The 21,545-nt window shown below is 35.6% G+C and carries 20 protein-coding genes and 2 riboswitches; of the genes, 19 read left to right on the top strand and 1 reads right to left on the bottom strand.

Features of this window, described 5'->3' with window-relative positions; translation table 11 throughout:
- Complete coding sequence (locus M5A78_RS24645) at positions 1 to 174, top strand: transposase (RefSeq protein ID WP_264760426.1); 174 nt, start codon at positions 1 to 3, stop codon at positions 172 to 174.
- A gap of 46 nt (positions 175 to 220) precedes the next feature.
- Positions 221 to 673 (top strand): transposase, encoded by a 453-nt coding sequence (locus M5A78_RS24840; protein WP_406603656.1) that lies wholly within the window; start codon positions 221 to 223, stop codon positions 671 to 673.
- A 63-nt stretch (positions 674 to 736) separates the two neighbouring features.
- Here the strand turns inward: M5A78_RS24840 and M5A78_RS00195 are convergent, their stop codons facing one another.
- Positions 737 to 2,482, bottom strand: a complete 1,746-nt coding sequence (locus M5A78_RS00195) for an Ig-like domain-containing protein (RefSeq protein WP_248733278.1) — start codon at positions 2,480 to 2,482, stop codon at positions 737 to 739.
- 923 nt (positions 2,483 to 3,405) lie between these two features.
- Between M5A78_RS00195 and M5A78_RS00190 the strand changes: the two genes are divergently transcribed.
- The 17 genes from M5A78_RS00190 (at position 3,406) to fliE (ending at position 21,524) form a co-directional block, all read left to right on the top strand.
- Entirely contained in the window at positions 3,406 to 4,575 is a 1,170-nt protein-coding gene (locus M5A78_RS00190) for a flagellin N-terminal helical domain-containing protein (protein ID WP_248733277.1), read from the top strand.
- 114 nt (positions 4,576 to 4,689) lie between these two features.
- A riboswitch (cyclic di-GMP riboswitch) is annotated at positions 4,690 to 4,779 on the top strand.
- 55 nt (positions 4,780 to 4,834) lie between these two features.
- Positions 4,835 to 10,243, top strand: a complete 5,409-nt coding sequence (locus M5A78_RS00185; protein WP_248733276.1) for an OmpL47-type beta-barrel domain-containing protein — start codon at positions 4,835 to 4,837, stop codon at positions 10,241 to 10,243.
- A gap of 904 nt (positions 10,244 to 11,147) precedes the next feature.
- A complete protein-coding gene (gene flaG, locus M5A78_RS00180; protein WP_248733275.1) occupies positions 11,148 to 11,498 on the top strand; it encodes a flagellar protein FlaG in 351 nt (116 codons plus the stop codon).
- Between the two features lie 103 nt (positions 11,499 to 11,601).
- Positions 11,602 to 12,177, top strand: a complete 576-nt coding sequence (locus M5A78_RS00175) for a DUF6470 family protein (protein ID WP_248733274.1) — start codon at positions 11,602 to 11,604, stop codon at positions 12,175 to 12,177.
- Between the two features lie 175 nt (positions 12,178 to 12,352).
- Positions 12,353 to 12,628, top strand: coding sequence for a flagellar biosynthesis anti-sigma factor FlgM (gene flgM, locus M5A78_RS00170; protein ID WP_248733273.1), 276 nt, complete (start codon positions 12,353 to 12,355; stop codon positions 12,626 to 12,628).
- An 11-nt stretch (positions 12,629 to 12,639) separates the two neighbouring features.
- Positions 12,640 to 13,125 carry a flagellar protein FlgN gene (locus M5A78_RS00165; protein ID WP_248733272.1) on the top strand — a complete coding sequence of 162 codons (486 nt, stop codon included), beginning with the start codon at positions 12,640 to 12,642 and terminating at the stop codon, positions 13,123 to 13,125.
- 29 nt (positions 13,126 to 13,154) lie between these two features.
- Positions 13,155 to 14,621 carry a flagellar hook-associated protein FlgK gene (gene flgK / locus M5A78_RS00160; protein ID WP_248733271.1) on the top strand — a complete coding sequence of 489 codons (1,467 nt, stop codon included), beginning with the start codon at positions 13,155 to 13,157 and terminating at the stop codon, positions 14,619 to 14,621.
- A 10-nt stretch (positions 14,622 to 14,631) separates the two neighbouring features.
- Positions 14,632 to 15,543, top strand: a complete 912-nt coding sequence (gene flgL / locus M5A78_RS00155) for a flagellar hook-associated protein FlgL (RefSeq protein WP_248733270.1) — start codon at positions 14,632 to 14,634, stop codon at positions 15,541 to 15,543.
- A 183-nt stretch (positions 15,544 to 15,726) separates the two neighbouring features.
- Positions 15,727 to 16,353 (top strand): flagellar brake protein, encoded by a 627-nt coding sequence (locus M5A78_RS00150; RefSeq protein ID WP_248733269.1) that lies wholly within the window; start codon positions 15,727 to 15,729, stop codon positions 16,351 to 16,353.
- A gap of 359 nt (positions 16,354 to 16,712) precedes the next feature.
- Positions 16,713 to 17,618 (top strand): hypothetical protein, encoded by a 906-nt coding sequence (locus tag M5A78_RS00145; protein ID WP_248733268.1) that lies wholly within the window; start codon positions 16,713 to 16,715, stop codon positions 17,616 to 17,618.
- A 136-nt stretch (positions 17,619 to 17,754) separates the two neighbouring features.
- Positions 17,755 to 18,135: a flagellar export chaperone FliS gene (gene fliS / locus M5A78_RS00140; RefSeq protein WP_248733267.1), complete on the top strand. Its 381-nt coding sequence runs from the start codon at positions 17,755 to 17,757 to the stop codon at positions 18,133 to 18,135.
- A 14-nt stretch (positions 18,136 to 18,149) separates the two neighbouring features.
- Positions 18,150 to 18,497 carry a hypothetical protein gene (locus M5A78_RS00135; protein WP_248733266.1) on the top strand — a complete coding sequence of 116 codons (348 nt, stop codon included), beginning with the start codon at positions 18,150 to 18,152 and terminating at the stop codon, positions 18,495 to 18,497.
- Positions 18,498 to 18,771: 274 nt separating this feature from the next.
- Positions 18,772 to 18,859, top strand: a riboswitch (cyclic di-GMP riboswitch).
- A 173-nt stretch (positions 18,860 to 19,032) separates the two neighbouring features.
- Positions 19,033 to 19,347, top strand: a complete 315-nt coding sequence (locus M5A78_RS00130) for a hypothetical protein (RefSeq protein WP_248733265.1) — start codon at positions 19,033 to 19,035, stop codon at positions 19,345 to 19,347.
- Between the two features lie 199 nt (positions 19,348 to 19,546).
- Positions 19,547 to 20,212, top strand: a complete 666-nt coding sequence (locus tag M5A78_RS00125) for a glucosaminidase domain-containing protein (RefSeq protein WP_248733264.1) — start codon at positions 19,547 to 19,549, stop codon at positions 20,210 to 20,212.
- Between the two features lie 147 nt (positions 20,213 to 20,359).
- A complete protein-coding gene (flgB, locus tag M5A78_RS00120) occupies positions 20,360 to 20,752 on the top strand; it encodes a flagellar basal body rod protein FlgB (protein ID WP_248733263.1) in 393 nt (130 codons plus the stop codon).
- 5 nt (positions 20,753 to 20,757) lie between these two features.
- Positions 20,758 to 21,213, top strand: coding sequence for a flagellar basal body rod protein FlgC (gene flgC / locus M5A78_RS00115; RefSeq protein WP_248733262.1), 456 nt, complete (start codon positions 20,758 to 20,760; stop codon positions 21,211 to 21,213).
- 11 nt (positions 21,214 to 21,224) lie between these two features.
- On the top strand, positions 21,225 to 21,524 hold the full coding sequence (gene fliE / locus M5A78_RS00110) for a flagellar hook-basal body complex protein FliE (RefSeq protein WP_248733261.1): 300 nt from the start codon (positions 21,225 to 21,227) through the stop codon (positions 21,522 to 21,524).
- Positions 21,525 to 21,545 lie beyond the last annotated feature (21 nt).

The following is a 21,545-nucleotide window of genomic DNA, read 5'->3' as shown; positions in this document are numbered from 1 at the left end:
ATTTACGGATATCAGAGAGTCCAGACATGGCTAGAGAAAACATACGAGCTAAAAATGAATCACAAACGTGTACAGCGTCATATGGGTGAATTAAGAATTCAGGGCGGTCATTCGAAAGAAGAAACCATATTACGGGAAGAAGGAAGCTTACGTTGTTTCAGACAACCATCTTAACAGAGATTTCCTGGCCTCCATGCCAAATGAAAAATAGGTAACTGTCATTACCTATTTAATTTTTAATGGTCAAAAAATGTATTTGTCCGCTATTAAAGATCTATACAATAATGAAATTGTTGCTTACCATGTTTGTGAAAGGAATGACCTGAAACTGGTTATCGATACTGTTAAAAAGGCAAAGAAAAAACGGAATGTAAAAGGTGTCCTCCTGCATAGTGATCAGGGTTTCCAAAATACATCCCGCCAATATAACAACCTAATTAAAAAATATCAGATGAAAGCTAGTATGTCCAGAAAGGGAAACTGTTGGGATATTGCATGCATGGAAAATTTCTCAAGTCACTTTAAAACGGAGTATTTTTACCTATACTCTTTCAGAACAGCTGATGAAGTTAAAGACGCTGTAAATAGACACATTCGTTTCTATAACCATCAACGTTTCCAAAAGAAATTAAACAACCTGAGGCCATATCAATACAGGACTCAGGCTGCATAATTGTGCTTTTTTATTACTGTCTACTTGACGGGGGTCATTTCACATTGAGTAGGGGGTATAAAATTATTTTAATGTATACTCATCAACTACAAAGCTTACAATTTTATCATACATAATATACTCTGTTCGAGCTTCTATATTACCAACATTAACATTTAGCCTAAAAGTATAGTATGGTTTACCTTCCCCTTTATCACGACCATCAATCCAATTAATAAACTTTTCAATTTCGTCCATAGACAAATCGTATTCATGTAAATCCCCTGTTGTTGTAGTTAATTTAAGAATACCTCTATTTGCATCTACTTTAGTGTCAGTTACTGTTACTTCGCATGTTGCAGAAAGATTACTACCATCAGTAGTTGTTGCAGTAATGGTTACATTTCCTGGTTTTAAACCAATTACGTTTCCGTTGTCGTCTACAGATGCAATTTCAGGGTTACTGCTTGTCCATTTGATTTTTTTGTTAGTTGCATCATCTGGTGTGATACTTGCTACTAAAGATTCGCTAGAGCCAACTTTTAATTCAAGAGAGTTTTTGTTTAGTTGTAAAGATTCTACTTTAGTGTCCGTTACTGTTACTTCGCATGTTGGAGAAAGATTACTACCATCAGTAGTTGTTGCAGTAATGGTTACATTTCCTGGTTTTACACCAATTACGTTTCCGTTCTCGTCTACAGATGCAATTTCAGGGTTACTGCTTGTCCATTTGATTTTTTTGTTAGTTACATTATCTGGTGTGATACTTGCTACTAAAGATTCGCTAGAGCCAACTTTTAATTCAAGAGAGTTTTTGTTTAGTTGTAAAGATTCTATTAATTTTTCATCAAGTAGGAGACCGTCAGAATCTATATCAACAGCATCTAATGAATTAAATTTGCTTGATTCTGACCACATTTCAACGGTATGAATACCCTTCGAAAGACCAGTTTTTTCAAACGATAACGCTTGTTCAACTGAACTCATAGTTATAGTTGATGAATATAAATTAGAATAACTAAAGATTTCACCATCTATACTAATTTTAATATCATCAGAAGCGGTATTATTGTTTTGAATTGATATAATCCTAATTTTAGTTCCTTCAAATAAAAATTTAACTTTCATATTTGGTTTATATGTGCCATCTGCGGCGTTTCTACGGTTTTGATGATAACCTCCATTATAAGCATTGACATTATTTGCATTATAAATAAAGTCGCTATCATATTTAAAAGCAGGATTTGTATCATCATATCGTTTCCATCCTGACTCGGGGGAAGTGAGTTTATCGCCTACCAAAGTAGGAGTTGGCAAAAGTTCACCTGTTTCATCAATATCAATCGCATCTAACATAATGTTATAATTGTTAGTGGTTCCTCCTGTAATAACGACAGTATGCTCTGTATCAGGTAAATCCGTTTTTTCATAGGCTAGTGTCATAGGTTTATTAGTTTCACTATAGGAAGAAAACGGTTCTTCAGGCCCACCGTCTATTGAAATGCTACAATCTGAAGAGGCTACAGGCATTAGATCCAAGATTAGTCTAATTTTAGTTCCTTTAAAGTTTAAAAAAGCACGGTTATATTTATTAAGGTTACCATAGCTTCTTGTTCCATTATAATAACCCGATTGACCCGTTGAGTGAACCCACCCGATTCCTCTATAAGTAATAAGAGGATTTGAATCATCATATCGTTTCCACCCTGCTTCGGGTTCTGATAATTTCTGTCCTATTGTTGCAGCCTCAACCTTATTACCCGATAGATTAAAGGTAGTGGTGCTTAAAAACATTACTAGTACTGACAAAACTACTAAAATCTTTTTCATGTTGTTCCTCCAATAAGTGTATTTATTACCAAATTTATTATATTATTGGTATTTTTGTAATTCAATATTCTTTTAGGAATCATTCACTAAATCACTAAATGGAGGACACATTCTGTTCATAATATACCTACCATAGAACTTCTAGGCGTGGATAATTGCAGATAACCAGTTGAAGTAAACGAAGCTTCTTTGAATTAGATTTCTTGAATTTGGCTATATTATACTTTTGTTTCTCCACGAATGCTTTATGAATCATTAAGTCATTCTTGCCCCTTTTAAAAATTACACCATCATCTGTTAATTCCACTGTAGTATGACAACCTGAGTCCATATCAATACAGGACTCAGGTTGCATAATTGTGCTTTTTTATTTCTGTCTACTTGACGGGGGTCACTTCATTATGGGTGACTCTTTTTTTATTGAACGCACCACAAAAATTTTCGATTTTAATTCCTTATATGTTTTTTATTTCAATACAAAAAAAGTTTGATAAAACTACTAAACCAATTGTTTGATCCTCCGATAACAATAAATACAAAGAATTCTTCGAAAAAAAGGACTGCAAAACAAATCGTTGAAAACAGTACACAATATGTTTGATGTCCGATGAGAATCCATACGATCGAATTCTTTTAGGAATTAAAAAAATGTAGGAAATAACTAAACGAATTATTTAATTAACCGATAAGAATAAATACCAAGGAAATCCTTCGGTAAAACAGAGAGAGATATTTTGATAAACGGTATGAGAATTCTAAAAATCTATAATGTAGAATTGTACAAAGATAAATACCAATTAAACTATCAAAATGTTCAAAATGCCTAAAATTTTATTAAATTTTTTTTGATAGTAGACCCTTAGGGTTTATTATAGATGATTTAAAATTACAAAAGTTATTTATTTTAAGGAGGAAATTTAATCATGCGTATTAACCACAACATTGCAGCACTTAACACACACCGTCAACTTGGAGGTGCAACAGCTGCACAAGGCAAGTCAATGGAAAAATTATCTTCAGGTCTTCGGATTAACCGTGCAGGTGACGATGCAGCTGGATTAGCAATCTCTGAAAAAATGCGAGGTCAAATTCGCGGTCTTGAAATGGGTTCAAAGAACGCTCAAGATGGCATCTCATTAATTCAAACAGCTGAAGGTGCATTAAATGAATCACATACAATCCTTCAACGTATGCGTGAATTAGCGGTTCAATCATCAAATGATTCTAACACTGATGCAGACCGTAAAGAATTACAAAAAGAAATGGATCAGCTTATTGGTGAAATCGACCGCATTGGAAATACAACTGAATTTAATACAAAGAAACTTATCGATGGTTCAAAAAATGGTGTTACTGAACAAATCGGAAACGTTAAATTTGACAACCAAGGTGACGATAAATTATTCACTGGAGTAGTTGCTCAATCTCCATCTACAGCAACATCTGTTGGTTCTGAAGCAAATGAAACACTTAATTTGAAAATTACAGATTACGATGCTGCTCTTAGTCAGTTTACTTTAGAGTTTACTGATCAAAGCGGTAATAAAAATACAATTACTGGTATTCCTGCTGCAGGTGGAGCTCAATCAATTATTACAGCAAATGGAAAATATGATTTAGCCCTAGGTGCAATTGGTGTTGAAGATATCGGTAAAGAAGCAACTTTCACTTCTCGTGCATCTGTAACAGAATATAAAAATAACGCATTAACGTTCCAAATTGGTGCAAACTCTTCACAAACAATGAATGTTGAAATTAATGATATGAGAGCAGAAGCACTTCATGTAGACAATATTAAAGTAAGCTCTGCTGCATCAGCAGAAGCTTCTATCTCTGCAATCAATAAAGCAATTGAAGATGTTTCTGGACAACGCTCAAAATTAGGTGCTTTCCAAAATCGTTTAGAGCACACAATCAATAATTTAGGAACATCTCAAGAAAACTTAACTGCTGCTGAGTCTCGTATTCGTGATGTAGACATGGCAAAAGAAATGATGGAACAAACGAAAAACTCAATTCTTGCTCAAGCTGCTCAAGCAATGCTTGCTCAAGCGAACCAACAGCCTCAAGGTGTATTACAACTTCTTCGTTAATATGATTAAATTGAGAGATCTTAATATTGTAAGATCTCTCTCTTTTTAGAAGAATAGTAATATTTTTACTTAATATAGTTTCAATGTAAAAGGATTTAATAATAAAACGACAATTTGTGAAAAAGGCAAACCATGGGAAACTGTGGGACGTAAAACCGAGGGCCTGTACCAACATGACAAGCTGGATGGCAGCCGGATACCACAAAAACATGTTATTGGAACTTTCGTTGCCTTTTTCCATGAAAAAGGAGTAAACGTTATGGTAAAGAAGTTTTCCATTTTTGCTACTATACTATTATGTTTTCAATTAGTATTTCCATTAATAAATGCGTTTGCTTTTGAATTACTTACCCCAACTAATTTAAAAGCGAGCCAAAACTATCCTGGTAATATTACATTGAGCTGGGATAAAGTTTCTGGAGCTAGTGCGTACCGTGTATACAAACTAGATGCAGGCAAGCAAGAACTAGTTAAACAGGTAACTTATGAATTCACAGAGACTACTATCTTTGGTGTACAGGAGGGAAGTAGCACTTTTGCTGTTTCTGCCGTAAGAAATCTTGATGAAACTTCACTTTCAAATAGCGTAACAGTTGAAGTTTTATACCCTGTGATGCAAAGCCCAACAAGCATTTCATCGACCATCCTTAGCGGAAATGATTTGACATTAAGCTGGAATAAGGCAACTTATGCGGCGGATTATAAAATTTATCAAGTTATCGATGGTACGAGAAAGCTAGTTACCACCACAACAGCTGTAAATTATACATTCCAAAATCATCCGGAAGGAAAATATACTTATGAAGTAACATCCTATAATAGCCGATTTGGTGAGTCCAAAGCCGGATTAAGGATTGAAGGTGAGGTCATTTTTCCTGAAATGAAATCGCCGCTCGTAACGTATTCCGTCCAGAATGGGAATGATTTGATTTTTAACTGGCAAAGAGTAAATTATGCTAGTAATTATAAAGTCTATGAAGTAATTGACGGAACAAAGAAATTGCTTACAACGACAAGATTAAACAGTCATATTATTTCAAATGTAACAGAAGGCAAGCATTTATACGAAGTCACCACATATAGTGATCGCTTCGGTGAATCAATAGAACCTTTTCAGTTGGACTTTGATATGGTTTATCCGCAAATGCTTGCTCCTAGCACCCTAACTTACACATTATCGAATGTAAATGATATCAATCTTAGATGGGCAAAAGTAGAATATGCAGATAAGTATAAATTATATCAGTATGTAAATGGTGAGAGGAAGTTATTATTAACTACTTCTGTATTGAATTCAACATTCGTTAATATGCCAGAAGGCAATTATAAGTATGAATTAGCATCTTATAGTGATCGTTTTGGGGAATCATCATCGGTGGCAAATCTTGAATTTGATTTAACTCATCCAGTTATAGAAGCTCCTAAGAATTTAAATATTACCGTTCAAAACGGAAATGATTTAGTCTTAAGATGGGATCCTTCCGATTATGCAACTGGTTATAAGGTTTATCAAATTATTAATGGTGAGCGTAAATTAATCACAACCAAGCTTGTAAACGCACACACTTTATTATATATGCCGGAAGGACACTATACATTTGAGGTGATCGCCTATAGTGATCGCTTTGGAGAATCTAAAACTGCTTCCCGGATTGAATACGATCTAAAGTACCCTGAATTGCAAGCCCCTGTTTTAACAGGAACCGTTGAGAATGAAACCAGTATTACCTTAGATTGGACAAAAACAGACAATGTATCTGGCTATAATATATACGAAATTGTCAATGGAACGAAAAAAAAGGTTGGAACGACTCCAAGTCTTCAACAAAAGCTTCCTAACCAGACTGAAGGGAAGCATATATTTGAGGTCACTTCCTATAATACTCGTTTTGGAGAATCTCAAGCTTCTAATCAAGTCACCTTGAATATTGGTTCAAATATAGAGGTACCTCCTGTAAAGGATACCATTCCGCCTGTTACGATTTCAAACATAGCAGACTCTTTCTACAATGAAGATGTAACAGTCCAACTGACTGCTACAGATAACCAAAGCGGAGTGGCTAAAACCTTCTATTCTATTAATGAATCAACATTTAAAGAAGGTACTACCTTTACCATCCAGGATGAAGGGAAGCACAAAGTTTCCTTTTACAGCGTTGATAATGCAGGAAACATTGAAGTAACGAAGACAGTAGAAGTAATAATCGACAAGACTGCGCCAACTACAACCTCGAATGCAACAAATTCTTGGTTTAAGGAAGATTTTTTCAATTTATCTTCATCAGACAATGTGAGCGGCGTTGCAAAAACTTTCTATTCTATAAACGGTTCTGATTTTGTAGAAGGAACAAGCTTTAGGGTAAAGGAAGAAGGTGTAACGAAAGTATCCTTCTATAGCATAGATAAAGCGGGTAACATCGAAGAAGTTAAGACCGTTGAGTTAAATATCGACAATATTGCACCAATTACGACTTCAAATATAACAAATTCTTGGTATAAAGACGACGTAACTGGCCTTTTATCTGTATCAGACCATGGAAGTGGCGTTGATAAAACCTACTATTCTATTAATGGTTATGATCTTGTGGAAGGAACAAGCTTTAGGGTGAGTAATGAAGGCGTAACGAAGGTTTCCTTCAATAGTATAGATAAAGCAGGTAACATCGAAGACGTTAACACAGTTGAAGTGAAAATCGACAAGACCGCACCAATTACGACTTCTAATGTTAAAAATTCTTGGTATAAAGACAACGTAACAGTCCTTTTATCTTCATCAGACAATGGAAGTGGCGTTGATAAAACCTACTATTCTATTAATGGTACGGATTTTGTGGAAGGAACAAGTTTTTCTGTGAGCGAGGAAGGCGTAACGAAGGTATCTTTCTATAGTGTAGATAAGGCGGGTAACATCGAAGAAGTTAACACCGTTGAAGTAAATATCGACAAGACCGCGCCAATTACGACCTCTAATCAAACAAATGAAGACGGAACTGTCCTTTTATCTCCATCAGACCATGGAAGTGGCGTTGATAAAACCTACTATTCCATTAATGGTTCTGATTATAAGGAAGGAACAAGCTTTAGTGTGAGTGAAAAAGGCGTAACGAAGTTCTCCTTCTATAGTATAGATAAGGCAGGTAACATCGAAGACGTTAACACCGTTGAAGTGAACATCGACAAAACCGCACCAATTACGACTTCTAATGTTAAAAATTCTTGGTATAACGACAACGCAACTGTCCTTTTATCTCCATCAGACAATGGAAGTGGCGTTGATAAAACCTACTATTCCATAAATGGTTCTGATTTTGTAGAAGGAACAAGCTTTAAGGTGAGCGAGGAAGGCGTAACGAAGGTATCTTTCTATAGTATAGATAAAGCGGGTAACATCGAAGACGTTAACACCGTTGATGTGAAAACCGACTATACCGCACCAATTACGACTTCTAATGTTAAAAATTCTTGGTATAACGACAACGTAACTGTCCTTTTATCTCCATCAGACATTGGAAGTGGCGTTGATAAAACCTACTATTCCATTAATGGTTCTGATTTTGTTGAAGGAACAAGCTTTAAAGTGAGTGAAGAAGGCGTAACCAAGGTATCCTTCTATAGTATAGATAAAGCAGGTAACATCGAAGACGTTAACACCGTTGAAGTGAATATCGACAATATCGCACCAATTACGACTTCTAATGTTAAAAATTCTTGGTATAACGACAACGTAACTGTCCTTTTATCTCCATCAGACATTGGAAGTGGCGTTGATAAAACCTACTATTCCATAAATGGTTCTGATTTTGTAGAAGGAACAAGCTTTAAGGTGAGTGAAGAAGGCGTAACGAATGTCTCCTTCTATAGTGTAGATAAGGCTGGTAACATCGAAGACGTTAACACTGTTGAAGTGAAGATCGACGAGACTGCACCAATTACGACTTCTAATGTTAAAAATTCTTGGTATAACGACAACGTAACTGTCCTTTTATCTCCATCAGACAATGAGAGTGGCGTTGATAAAACCTACTATTCCATTAATGGTTCTGATTTTGTAGAAGGAACAAGCTTTAAGGTGAGTGAAGAAGGCGTAACCAAGGTCTCCTTCTATAGTATAGATAAAACAGGTAACATCGAAGAAGTTAACACCGTTGAAGTGAATATCGACAATATCGCACCAATTACGACTTCTAATGTTAAAAATTCTTGGTATAACGACAACGTAACTGTCCTTTTATCTCCATCAGACATTGGAAGTGGAGTTGATAAAACCTACTATTCCATAAATGGTTCTGATTTTGTAGAAGGAACAAGCTTTAAGGTGAGTGAAGAAGGCGTAACCAAGGTCTCCTTCTATAGTATAGATAAAGCAGGTAACATCGAAGAGGTTAACACCGTTGAAGTGAATATCGACAATATCGCACCAATTACGACTTCTAATGTTAAAAATTCTTGGTATAACGACAACGTAACTGTCCTTTTATCTCCATCAGACAATGAGAGTGGCGTTGATAAAACCTACTATTCCATTAATGGTTCTGATTTTGTAGAAGGAACAAGCTTTTCTGTGAGCGAGGAAGGTGTAACGAAAGTCTCATTCTATAGTATAGATAAAGCGGGTAACATCGAAGAAGTTAAGAATGTTGAAGTAAATATCGACAAGACCGCACCAATTACGACATCTAATCTAACAAATGAAGACGGAACTGTCCTTTTATCTCCATCAGACAATGGAAGTGGCGTTGATAAAACCTACTATTCCATTAATGGTTCTGATTATAAGGAAGGAACAAGCTTTAAGGTGAGTGAAGATGGCGTAACGAAGGTAACTTTCTATAGTGTAGATAAGGCAGGTAACATCGAAGACGTTAACACCGTTGAAGTGAATATCGACAAGACCGCACCAATTACGACTTCTAATGTTACAAATTCTTGGTATAAAGAAGACGTAACTGTCCTTTTATCGCCAACAGACAATGGAAGTGGAGTTGATAAAACCTACTATTCCATTAATGGTTCTGATTATAAGGAAGGAACAAGCTTTAAGGTGAGTGAAGAAGGCGTAACAAAGGTATCTTTCTATAGTGTAGATAAGGCAGGGAACATCGAAGATAAAAAGACCGTTGACGTAAAAATTGATAAAAATGCGCCAATAGTCGTCTGGAATCTTGATGATGAGTATGCGCTTGGAACTTACCTGCCGGAATATTCAGCTATTGATACTGTTTCGGGTATTGCTCATGAAAAGGTTACAGTAAACGGACAGGAAATCACAGGACCAATTAAGTTTGATAAACCAGGTTCTTACACTCTAGTTTTAAGCGTAACTGATAAAGCAGGGTGGACAACAACAGTGAAAAAGACAATAAATGTATACGTTCATGCAACTATTGTTGTAAATCCAGGTATTATTAAAACTAACACTGGTGTGTTTACTGTTCAAGTAACAGTGCCAAAAGGCATTGACATGAAAAAATTCGATCTACACAGTGCAACATTAAATGGAGTTTCCGCTAATTCAGGAACGAACGGATTACTGCAGCAAGCTAAAAATGGTCAATTTAAGTTTGATCGTGATCAATTTACTTGGAAGCCAGGAACAGTAGAGGTTGAGTTCCGTGGATACGTAGATGGATATCTTGTTGTCGGAAGCACGACCGTAATAGTCAAATAGGTAAGATAAGTTTGGGTTTTTGATTTAAACAATCTATCTGTCCTTAAAACGGAAGAGACCTTAGGAGTTCTAAGGTCTCTTTCTCAGATTGTCGAGAAAGGGTATTTTTCTCGGCAATTTTTTATTCTGTCAAAATCTAAATACCAAATTTATTGATTGTCCCTGCGAATGGGCCTGTTGATTTCCGCTCCGGGCACTCGCTTTCCGCGGGGAGGTGTCCTGGAGCCTCCTCGGCGCGCATTGGCGCCTGCGGGGTCTCCAGTGACCTCTCTATCCCGCAGGAGTCGAGTGCCCTCCGCTCCAATCAACAGGGAGGCAATTCAATTTAATGTATTGCAACACACTTTCTCTAACCTTGCCAAGTGTGTTACAATCTTTTTTTTATTTTGGCAGGCTGCAGTAAGAAGAGCCTGTTCACTTGCATTCTTCACTGTAAAAGGATGGATTTTTTCAAAAAGAAACGAAAAATCAATATTTTTATCAATTAAACGAAGAAGATAGTCATCAGGTACCAATTCATCAATAGATACAAACTCATATTCACTTTGGCTAGACTTTTTGGCTTAAACATTGATTTCACCACTTATTTTTGTAATTTATTAGTTGAGTTGTAGGTCTTTATTGAAAGCACTCTGTTGATTGGCGCGGAAGGCACGAAGACTCCTGCGGGAGTACGGGGCAGGGGAGACCCCGCAGGAGCGAAGCGACGAGGAGGCTCCCCGGCACGCCCACGGAAAGCGAAGTGCCTGGAGCGCCAATCAACAGACCGGTTTAAAAGCCTATACACCAATAATAATCTAAGGTCTCTTTCTGCTTAATCCCTTTTTATTTCCAAAAGTTCTAATCATTTTTGCAATATTTCCGATAATACTTATAAATAATCATTTATAAGGAGGCAGAGGTCATGATTGAAAAACTGTCAAGTGCTAGTGGTCCAGCAATGGATCTTTCTATGAATAAAAATACTAAAAATACTTTTAGTTTAAGAGGAAATTCGAATACCCAGCAAGATCAGTTTATGCAGCAACAAGAGAAAGAAAAAGCTGAAAAAGTAATGAATAGTATGAACGATTTTTTAAAAGCTTCAAATACACACTTAAAATTTGAGTTCCATGAGGCTTTACAAGAATACTATGTTGCGGTTGTTGATGATGTAACGAATGAAGTCGTGAAAGAAATCCCTCCCAAAAAATTTTTAGATATGTATGCGGCAATGACAAAGTGTTTGGGACTATTAATTGATAGAAAAGTATAACACGATTTTTTCTTTATAAATAAAAACGTCGCAACTTGACATCAATTTTGATACCATTTTTATATAATAATATTAAGCAACAACAATTTAAGGAGTTGAAGTAATGCAACTACCTCAAATACGAATGCATCAAACCTATGCCCAAATTGGACTACGTACAGTTGAGCCTGTGCAGGAAATCCAACAGATTCCTGCCGATCTATCGATTAAACAGTATCCGTCACAGATGAATATTGTACGTAACCCATCACAACTTGAAATAGATCAAGAACAGGCATGGAATGAGTTGAATTGTAAAAAGATTAGTGTGTTAAGTGCTGACATGGCTGAATTTTCCAAACAAGAAGGGTTAGAGGCGATTGCTCAAATTTCTCAAGAGGGTGATCAATTAGCGAGAATTGAACAAAAGAACGATGCAATTGTGTCAATTGCCACGGAAAAAGGTAACCCTGAACCGGCCGATTTCAATATCGCTTTCATCCCAAGTTACGGCTCAGTGAAAATTCATTATACCCCAACTGAGTTGTTTATCAGTTGGAAACAGGGGGGGGCTGAAATTGAATTTACTCCGCATAAGCCAATACTTAACTATACTCCTGGAAAGACGAAGGTATACCTTCGCCAAATGCAAGATCTTCAAATCGATTTTGTCGGATTAAACGTGAATAAAAAATTGTGATAAAAGTTGATTAAAACAAGTAAAGGAGCTGTGGGGTATGAGGATCCTTTCCGTAGTTTTTCTTTATATTTCTTGGTTATTTATGCGACAATATATTGATTTATTATTAATTTAAACTAAACTATTTTTAAGTGTGACCGATTATTAATAATAAAGGAACAGGAGGGCAATGTTCATGCGAATAAATGATACGAAATATGGTTTTTATTCCTATCAAAATCAACAAAATCGTTCTAACATAGAAAATAATGTAAAAAAATCAAACTCTTCATCAGAAGTTAAAATATCTTCACTAGGTAGAGAAATTTCTCAAGCGATGAAATCAGAGCAAGCAGAGCGCCTAAATCGTGTTGAAGAATTGAAAAAACAGATTTCTAACGGGAACTATCACGTTGATAGCAGCAAAATTGCTGATAAACTAATCGGATTTTGGAAGAATAACTCCATTTAGGAGCTGAGAAAATGGATTATCTAAAAATGTTAAAGCACACAATGGAAACTCTTGTCGAAGTCCATACACGCTTATTGGATTTGGTTAGAGAGAAACAACACATCCTTGTTAAGGGTGACACTCATGATCTTCAGAATATGGTCCATCGAGAAAGTTTATGCGTAGCTGATATTCAAAAACTTGAAAGCAAAAGAAACCGATTAGTACAAGAGTTTTTTGAGCAGAAGGGCATAAAGGGTCCGTCTTTCACCCTTGAGGAAATAATGAAAATAGAGGACGATTCTGGTACAAATACCTCTTTAAAAATCATAGCCAAGCAGCTTCGTGTTCTGATTCAGGAAATTACCCATATAAACGAAAGTAACCAACAATTAATCCATACATCCCTTTCTTATGTCCAATACTCTATTGGGATGTTAGTTCGGAAAGAAGTAGCTATTGGCTATGGACCACATGCTGTCAATAGTTATTCAAACCTGTTAGATGCAAAAATTTAGTTGTATATTAAATTTGATAGAAGGAAGGAATGGGGATGACTTCAACCTTTCATGGTTTAGAATTAGGGAAAAGGGGCCTTTATGCTCAGCAATATGCGCTTTCTACCACTGGTCATAACATTACCAATGTAAATACGATTGGATATAGCCGTCAACGGGCAGAAATGCAAGCAACTAAAGCGATTCCTTTTCCAGGAATGCACGGTGATAAATCTCCTGCTCAATTGGGAACTGGTGTAGAGGTTAATAAACTGATTAGGTTAAGAGAAGAATTTTTAGATGTTCAATTTCGTAATGAATACAAAAATCTAGGTTACTGGGATGCGAAAAGTGATACTTTTACAAGAATTGAAGAACTTCTGAATGAACCCACTGAAGATGGTCTAGCGCATACAATGGATGAATTCTGGAAGGGATGGCAGGAGCTAGCGAAAAACCCTGACAGTGCAGCTGTCCGTGCGGTAGTCAGACAAAAGGGAGTAGCTGTTGCCCAAACTTTCAATAACATAATGGATTCTTTTAATCAGATGCAGAATGATCTCAAAAACGTTATAAAGACTAAAACGGACGAGGTTAACTCTTTAGCTTCACAAATTAGTATTTTAAACGAACAAATATCACGAATGGTAGTAAACGACTATCAAGCAAATGATTTACTTGATCAACGAGATGTCTTAATCGACCAACTTTCTAATATAGTGAGTATAGATGTTAAGGCTTCTTCGAATGGCATGGTAGACATCAGTGTAGGTAATGGTGCTTTAGTAACAGGCAAAACATCTAGTACGCTAACAATCGACTTTGACCAAAATAGCGGATTAGTAAATCCAGCAGATATAAAAATTGATGGACAAACAGTAAATTTGGATTCAGGGGAATTGTTGGGAAGGATTGAATCATATGGAATCGTAGGAGGAAATCGAAATTCAACTATTCCTTTTTATAAGGATAAAATCAATGAAATGGCGATGACATTCGCAAATGCTGTAAATGAAGTTCATTTAAGTGGTTTGAATTTAGATAATATTTTAGGTGTATCGAATCAAAAAGTGGAATTTTTTACAGGTTCTTCAGCGAAAGACTTGCAAGTAAATCCAGAAATTATGAAATCTTTGAATTTAATTGCTGCTGCAAAAGACGAGGGCTCTGGACAATCATCTACAGGTAATGGTCAACTCGCTCAAGAAATTGCAAATATTAAATTTAAAAGTCTAAGTTTTACGGATAGTACTTCAACTGCAGATGATTTTTTTCGTAATATCATTGGTCAACTAGGTATTGATTCACAAGAATCTCAGCGCATGCAGAACAACTATGAAAAGATTATGAATCAGGTAGAAAATCGTCGCCAATCCGTTTCAGGTGTATCCTTAGATGAAGAAGTAGCCAATATGATAAAATTTCAACAAGCATATAATGCTGCTGCACGAGTAGTTACGTCAGTGGATCAATGTTTAGATAAAGTGATCAACGGCATGGGCCGAGTAGGATTGTAGGAGGGGTAATATGGGCTTCCGTGTGACTCAAAGTATACTAAATCGAAATATGTTGATGAATTTACAGCAAAATAATCGGGCGATGGAAAAATATCAAAATCAAATAACTTCGGGTAAAAAGGTAACGAAGCCATCGGACAATCCTGTGACAGTGGTACGCGGCATGACTTTCCGTTCTTCCCTAAATGAAATCGAACAATATAAAAGTAATGCAGACGATGGGCTTGCTCAGATGACGACTACTGATGACGCACTTAATGAGGTTAGTTCTGTTATGCAACGGGTCCGTGAGCTTACTGTCAAAGGTCTTAATTATGGTACGAATGATCAAAATGCACGGTATGCGATTGCCGAAGAAATTAATAAGTTAAAAGAACATTTAGGGGAAATAGCCAATTCACAAATTGCAGGAAAATACATCTTTGCTGGTACCGATATAAAAAATCCTCCATATACCAATGATCCTTTGGACCCAAGCTCACAAAAAGAGTTTAGAAATACAAACAATGAGCCATTGGAGTTACAGGTGGGGCAGACGAATATTGTGCAAATAAATGTCCTGGGAACTAATGTGTTTAATAATGACGGGAACGGCGGAGTATTTAAAGTATTGTCAGATATTGTTGACCATTTAAATTCAGCGGATGAGGGTAATAGTGACCATTTAGCAAAATTGGATACCCAGATGGATAATCTCTTAAAGGAACGCTCTGAATTGGGTGCCCGTACAAATCGGATGGAGCTTAGTATCTCACGTCTAGATGGGTTGGAGGTATCCACAACAGGTTTGTTATCAAAGGAAGAGGATGTAGATATTTCTCAAGCCATTATCAACCTAAAGTCACAGGAAAATGTGCAGCGTGCTGCATTATCCGTAGGTGCTCGTATTATTCAAACATCCTTACTTGATTTTTTACGTTAATTTTATGGGGGGTAGCACAAGCAGCTTTTGTGTTAGCCCTTTTTTTAACTTGGATTTCTGATGAAAAAAACATTCACTATCTATTGGCTAGTATTTCCAATAAACAGTATCCTTTTTCCTATTTTTCTGATAAACTTGAATGGACAATTTTTATCTTAATAATGACGATAGCAGGTGTAGTCGATGTATCCCAAAGTAAATCAGAATATTATGATTGATTTAAAAAGCCATGATCAATCATGTCGATCAATTATTGCAGAAATTGGGGAAAATGAGATTCTAATCAGTTTCCCTTTGGATAGGAATATGATTGGGTTGTTAATGGAAGGAATGCAAGTAGATGTCATCTTTATGATGGATGATGATCAATATAAGTTCCAAACAGAAATCATTGGAAGAAAAAACGACAAGATCCCTTTATGTCGAATATCGAAGCCACAAGAAAAAGAGATCATTAGGATTCAACGACGTGATAATTTTCGAGTGAATTCCCATTTACTTCTGTTGTTAAATGAAACCAAGCTAAACACCATCAATATAAGCGCAGGTGGAATGTTATTTAGTTGTGGGATGGATTTAGAACTACAGCAAGGAGAAGTGGTCTCAGGGACTTTGATTGTTCCTGCTATTCCGAACAAGAACTCAGCGCTTATTCCCTTTCAAGCTCAAATCAAACGAATCCATTTGATCAAAAATCAAGATAGAAAAAATGTTGCTTTGAAGTTTATTGAGATGGATAAGCAGGATCAAATGAAAATCGTTCAACATTGTTTTGAAAAACAAAGGCAAATGCGCTTGAAGTCACGATAGTCAAAATCATTGCAAAGATAAAATAAAATACATCCTAAGCCCGCTTTATGAAAAAGAGGGCTATCATTAATAATGAGGTAATAAAAACTAAGTCTATCAGGTTCAAAGCTTATTTTTTAAAAATTCAAACCAATCATTTACAAATCCTTACAAAATTAGTATGATTATCTTATACCAAATAAATGTTAAGTTTTTGATATACACCCAAAAAAAATTCATAAGTGCGAATCATATAGTAAAACATCATATATGAAGAGAGTTTGAAAAAGTCAAAATTAGTTTTACCTTTTTGTAGATGGGCAAAAAAGTTTGTAAAACCAAGTACGTTCAAATCTCGTATTCATTTTGGAGGTATTCTAATGAGTTTAAAATCTGCATTATTTGAGATGAAAGAAGCAATAATGAATCAAGTAGTAGGACCATCAGAACAAGATTACATTCATAATTTAGAAACTAAAAACCGTTTACGTAATGGATCGTTGGTTTTTTATTACAATAATTTACTGATGTTAACTATGAATAGCTCAGAATATGCAAACCATTCTCTTGTTGATTCGAAAAAAGTTAACCGTAAATGGATTAAAATCGAAATTGAGTTCATGTTTCATTATATTAAGGAACGGCAAGAAGAAGGTGCGCTAAATATTACAGAGATATTGGAGGAAGTAGCCCAATTATTAAATCGTGGCTACCAATCAGTTAACTATAAATATTATTCCCTTATAAAGACAAAAGATAAAAAGGAAGCAGCCAATCAAAATAGTTATCAGTTTATTACGATTACAGAGAAGGATGTTCCAGTGCTATCAACTGAAGTAATAAGGGATACGCCTCTAGCAACTCAAGTTAACCAGTTGGCACCTGCACAAGATAATGATGATTTGCTTGACATTTTATCGGGTTTAATCTCCAATGTACAACAACTTCCAGGGATTAATTTAAACCAACTGCTCAGAAGTTTATTCCAACTTACTAACCTAGCACTTCAGAATCAGGATGCAGTTCAACAGATAGAGAGTATGAAATCGGAAGTCAATCTTGAAAAAGAAGCAATGCAAGAACAGTTAATGAAAAAGGAACAACAATTCATTCAGGAGAAAAAGCGTAATGATGAATTGCAATTCGAGGTTTCTAAATTGGCAAAGGAAATATCAGCCTTTAACCTGTTAGGTGATGCGGCAAAAATACAACAACTGAAATCTTACAATCAAAGACTAAACTACATTATTGACAGCTTTGGATTAGTACTTAGAGTCAGTAGTTAAGTTACATCCTAAATCGATTTTAAATTTGATTAGCAAAAGACATCCAATAAATTAACCTTTATCTCCTTAACTATTTTTCTTTTTTACCGATAAAAAATAGAAAGTAGGAAATGGATTTTAAAAGGAGTAATCAAACATGGCATTTAGTAATCCTTATCAAACCTATCAAAAACAAGCGGTCACTACTTCTAAACCAGAAGAATTAACGCTCATGTTATATCAAGGCATGGTTAAATTCATCCGTAAGTCCAAAATGGCCATCGAACAAAATAATCTAGAGGAAAGTCACATTTACAACCTAAGAGCCCAAGATATTCTGAGCGAGTTAAAAGTGACTTTGAAACCAGGATACACCATCTCAGATTCCTTGCTTTCCCTATATGATTATATGAAATCTCGCTTAATTGAGGCCAATATTCATAAAAGTTTGGATCTATTAGAAGAAGTGGAAGGGCACGCTTTAGAATTATCGGAAACATGGTCAACAGCTATTAAGCAAAAGAATACTAAGAATTAAGGGCTGGTATACCAATGGACGAATTAATTGCAACCATTTATGATATCACTGTAGACATGGATCGTGCATTAAAAGAAGAAAATTTCGAGGATTTTGAACAGCTGTTAAATAATCGAAACACCATGATGATCCAGGTAGAGGCGTTTAAGGATGATCATCCGGGATGCAAGTATCCAGCAAAAGCAAAACAATTGTTGGAAGACGCTCGTTGTCTTGATCAACGTTTAACTTTTCTTTTAAAAGAAAACATAACTGAAACTCAAAACTCACTTATTCAAATTAAACAAAATAAACAGGTTTCAAAAAAGTTTCGACCATATCTTAAACAAACAAATGGGGTATTTTTAGATTCCAAAAAATAATATTGTGCCTGATCACATTACGAAATGCATAAATCATGCATTTTTTTTTTGCAAAAAAAAGATAAAAAATGATAAGTGACAGTTTTGTGACCTCTTCGCTCGGTGGAAAATATGCTTATTTACGTAATAAACGTATTATTTATGATAAATAATGACTAAAATAAACCATTTGACCTAGTAATTTCGACAATAAATGATAAAATAGTAGTATATTCGATATTGGAAAAACATTCTATTATTTATTAAGAGAATAGTATAAATTACAAATACAGTATTTTGTAAAAGGCATAGCTGATGAAAATCAGTGACGCAAAGCTATAGGGACTAAGGTACATTTTGTACTATGTCAGCCAGTTACCTAAAGATCAAGGTATTTTTCATAGGTATTAAATATCTAGCTAGATAGATTATTTGTGTCTAAAAAGATATTTTTGTCTATTACCTCCCTTTTGGTAAAGGCGAGGTTATTTTTTTGCTTAAGCAAAGGAAGACCATAGTACTCTTTAATATCCAGTTAGTGGAGAGGAAGATATTCATGATCGTGCAGCAAGGAATAACAGCCAATCGAAGGAATGGTAAGCTTTATAATTTCATGGAGTATAAAAAGATGAAGCCATACTTCGTAAAACCTATTAAAATTACAATGGGTAACCCAATAAATGATACCTATTACCTTGTGAAAAATGTGGTATACAAGGGAAAGCAAATTCTTGCAATGAAGCAAATACTGGATTCAAACACGATTATTTTAGTAGAAGCGAAAATAGAAGATGGACAACTCATACATATTTCCAAGCTTTCGGAAGAATTTTTAGGAGACATTAGCGGGATGTTAGAAAGAACCATGTAATACTTAAAAGGTTTTATGGGGTGGGAATGGAATATAAAAAGACTGAAAAATCCCACTCCTTATTTTTCGACCACCTAATCAAATTTCGTGGTCATGTTTCTACTTCATTCACCTAAATAATAAATGAGAAGCGATTATTTTTAGTTGTTTTGGATGATTTTTGTTACAAAAAATACGTGGAAAGAAAGGATGCTATCCATTGATTAACAGTGATAATTGGTTTACTAAAACAATGCTAGTTAATACACTATCTAGGACTGAAAATTTACGATCCCAGATGGAAGGGACCACTTCTGATGGAAAGAATCTTTTTGCTGCAGTCTTAAGTCAACTATTGATGCAACAGGAATTTCAATCGACAATACCTCAAATCAATTCTGTTGTTCCTAATATTATTTCTGAAATGAACCCTAATATAAGTGATCAAACTATGTCTTTGAACGCGAATGAACCATTACGTTTCGAATCATTTAACCCAGATAAATTAAATCAAATGTTGGGTGGGAAATTAAAAGGAATGGGGGAGGTTTTTGTACGAGCTGGAAAGCGGTTTAATATCAATCCAGCGTTACTTACGGCTATCGCTCAACATGAAACAGGCAATGGGAAATCCCGTGCAGCCAATGAAAAAAATAATGTTGCAGGAATGATGGGTGTAAATGGCTTGAAATCGTACTCATCCATTGAAGATAGCATAATGGATATGGCTCGCAATTTAAGTAAGAACTATTTAGGAATAGGCTTATCCAGTATTTCCAAGATTGGTGCGAAGTATGCACCCATTGGAGCAGATAATGATCCTACCGGTCTAAACAATCAATGGGTATCTGGAGTAAATAAGTTTTTTGAAAGGCTTAGAGTGTAACAAAATTGTGAAGATGACTTCGGCTATGAAAAAAATTGTGGCTATGGAGCCTATTTTTTAGTATATTGATGTAGAATGTTAGTCTTTTTTGATATTTATCAAAAATAATCAAAAAATTGTCTTAAGATGGAAAGGAGAGTCGTCCTCATGAATAATATAGGCATCCTACAATCAGCACTAGGTGCTTCCAGTTTACGTCAACAGGTCATTTCTAATAATATCTCGAATGCGGAAACTCCTGGATATAAAACAAAACAAGTTTTTTTTGAGGATATTTTAAAGCAGCAATTATCCAATCAAACAAATTTTGTAGGAAACCGTACCGACTCCCGTCATTTCACGATTGGGAAATCTACTGACATTCCAACTGCAAAAACTGTAGAGAATACGGATACAGTCATGCAAAACAACGGCAATAACGTAGATATCGACAAAGAAATGACTAGTATGGGGAAAAATTCATTGTGGTATTATACGCTAACGCAGCAATTAACTAGTGAATTCCAACAATTATCGATTGCTATCAGAGGGAGGCGTTAACCGCGATGTTTGATTCATTAAATATAAGTGCATCAGCCTTAACTGCTGGGCGCTTAAGGATGGATGTAACTTCATCTAATATTGCCAACGCCTCAACTACCCGTGGGAAATTAGTGAATGGAGTATGGGAACCCTATCGCCGGAAGATGGTAGTGATGGAACCAAGAGAGAATGCCTTTAATCAGGTTTTACAGGGGAAAATGCAAAAACAAGCTGGGTCACAATCAAACCTACAAGGGGTGCGGGTGACTGGAATTGTAGACGATCAAACACCATTTAAGACAATCTATGATCCTACGAACCCTGATGCTAATGCGGACGGCTATGTTAAGATGCCAAATGTTGATCTGTCAAAGGAAATGGTTGATATGCTTGCTGCATCAAGAGCATATGAAGCGAATGTAACGTCGTTCAATACAGGAAAATCAATGATGTTAAAAGCTTTAGATTTGGGCCGTTAGGAGGCATATAGATGAATGTTTCAAATGTAAGTAGTGGATTAATCAAAATTAATCAAAATCCATTTCATAATGTTGAAGTTGATAAATCCAAATCCTCGTTTGCAGGCGTGCTCCAAGGATATTTGGAGAATGTGGATAACACGGTTAAGCAGGCCGCAGATTTAAGTACAAAATTGGCTACAGGTGAGATTGATAATATACATGATGTCATGATCGCTTCACAGAAAGCGCAGTTAGCATTGGAACTGACGGTAACCGTCAGAGATAAGGCAGTGGAAGCATATCAAGAAATGATGCGCATGCAAATTTAAAGAATGATGGAAAGCTGGGCA

The organism is Neobacillus rhizosphaerae, assembly GCF_937468385.1.
GTDB lineage: Bacteria > Bacillota > Bacilli > Bacillales > Cytobacillaceae > Neobacillus > Neobacillus rhizosphaerae.
Note: the sequence above shows the minus strand (reverse complement) of the source record. Positions and strands in the feature narration are given on the sequence as shown.

Bases quoted from the DNA above. Each gene is read 5' to 3' on its own strand.
- fliS (WP_248733267.1), top strand. From the start codon at position 17,755: ATGGCATTTAGTAATCCTTATCAAACCTATCAAAAACAAGCGGTCACT.
- fliE (WP_248733261.1), top strand. From the start codon at position 21,225: ATGAATGTTTCAAATGTAAGTAGTGGATTAATCAAAATTAATCAAAAT.
- M5A78_RS00190 (WP_248733277.1), top strand. From the start codon at position 3,406: ATGCGTATTAACCACAACATTGCAGCACTTAACACACACCGTCAACTT.
- M5A78_RS00165 (WP_248733272.1), top strand. From the start codon at position 12,640: ATGGATTATCTAAAAATGTTAAAGCACACAATGGAAACTCTTGTCGAA.
- flaG (WP_248733275.1), top strand. From the start codon at position 11,148: ATGATTGAAAAACTGTCAAGTGCTAGTGGTCCAGCAATGGATCTTTCT.
- M5A78_RS00175 (WP_248733274.1), top strand. From the start codon at position 11,602: ATGCAACTACCTCAAATACGAATGCATCAAACCTATGCCCAAATTGGA.
- flgB (WP_248733263.1), top strand. From the start codon at position 20,360: ATGAATAATATAGGCATCCTACAATCAGCACTAGGTGCTTCCAGTTTA.
- flgM (WP_248733273.1), top strand. From the start codon at position 12,353: ATGCGAATAAATGATACGAAATATGGTTTTTATTCCTATCAAAATCAA.
- M5A78_RS00145 (WP_248733268.1), top strand. From the start codon at position 16,713: ATGAGTTTAAAATCTGCATTATTTGAGATGAAAGAAGCAATAATGAAT.
- flgL (WP_248733270.1), top strand. From the start codon at position 14,632: ATGGGCTTCCGTGTGACTCAAAGTATACTAAATCGAAATATGTTGATG.
- M5A78_RS00150 (WP_248733269.1), top strand. From the start codon at position 15,727: ATGTATCCCAAAGTAAATCAGAATATTATGATTGATTTAAAAAGCCAT.
- flgC (WP_248733262.1), top strand. From the start codon at position 20,758: ATGTTTGATTCATTAAATATAAGTGCATCAGCCTTAACTGCTGGGCGC.
- M5A78_RS00185 (WP_248733276.1), top strand. From the start codon at position 4,835: ATGGTAAAGAAGTTTTCCATTTTTGCTACTATACTATTATGTTTTCAA.
- M5A78_RS00135 (WP_248733266.1), top strand. From the start codon at position 18,150: ATGGACGAATTAATTGCAACCATTTATGATATCACTGTAGACATGGAT.
- flgK (WP_248733271.1), top strand. From the start codon at position 13,155: ATGGGGATGACTTCAACCTTTCATGGTTTAGAATTAGGGAAAAGGGGC.
- M5A78_RS00195 (WP_248733278.1), bottom strand. From the start codon at position 2,482: ATGAAAAAGATTTTAGTAGTTTTGTCAGTACTAGTAATGTTTTTAAGC.
- M5A78_RS00130 (WP_248733265.1), top strand. From the start codon at position 19,033: ATGATCGTGCAGCAAGGAATAACAGCCAATCGAAGGAATGGTAAGCTT.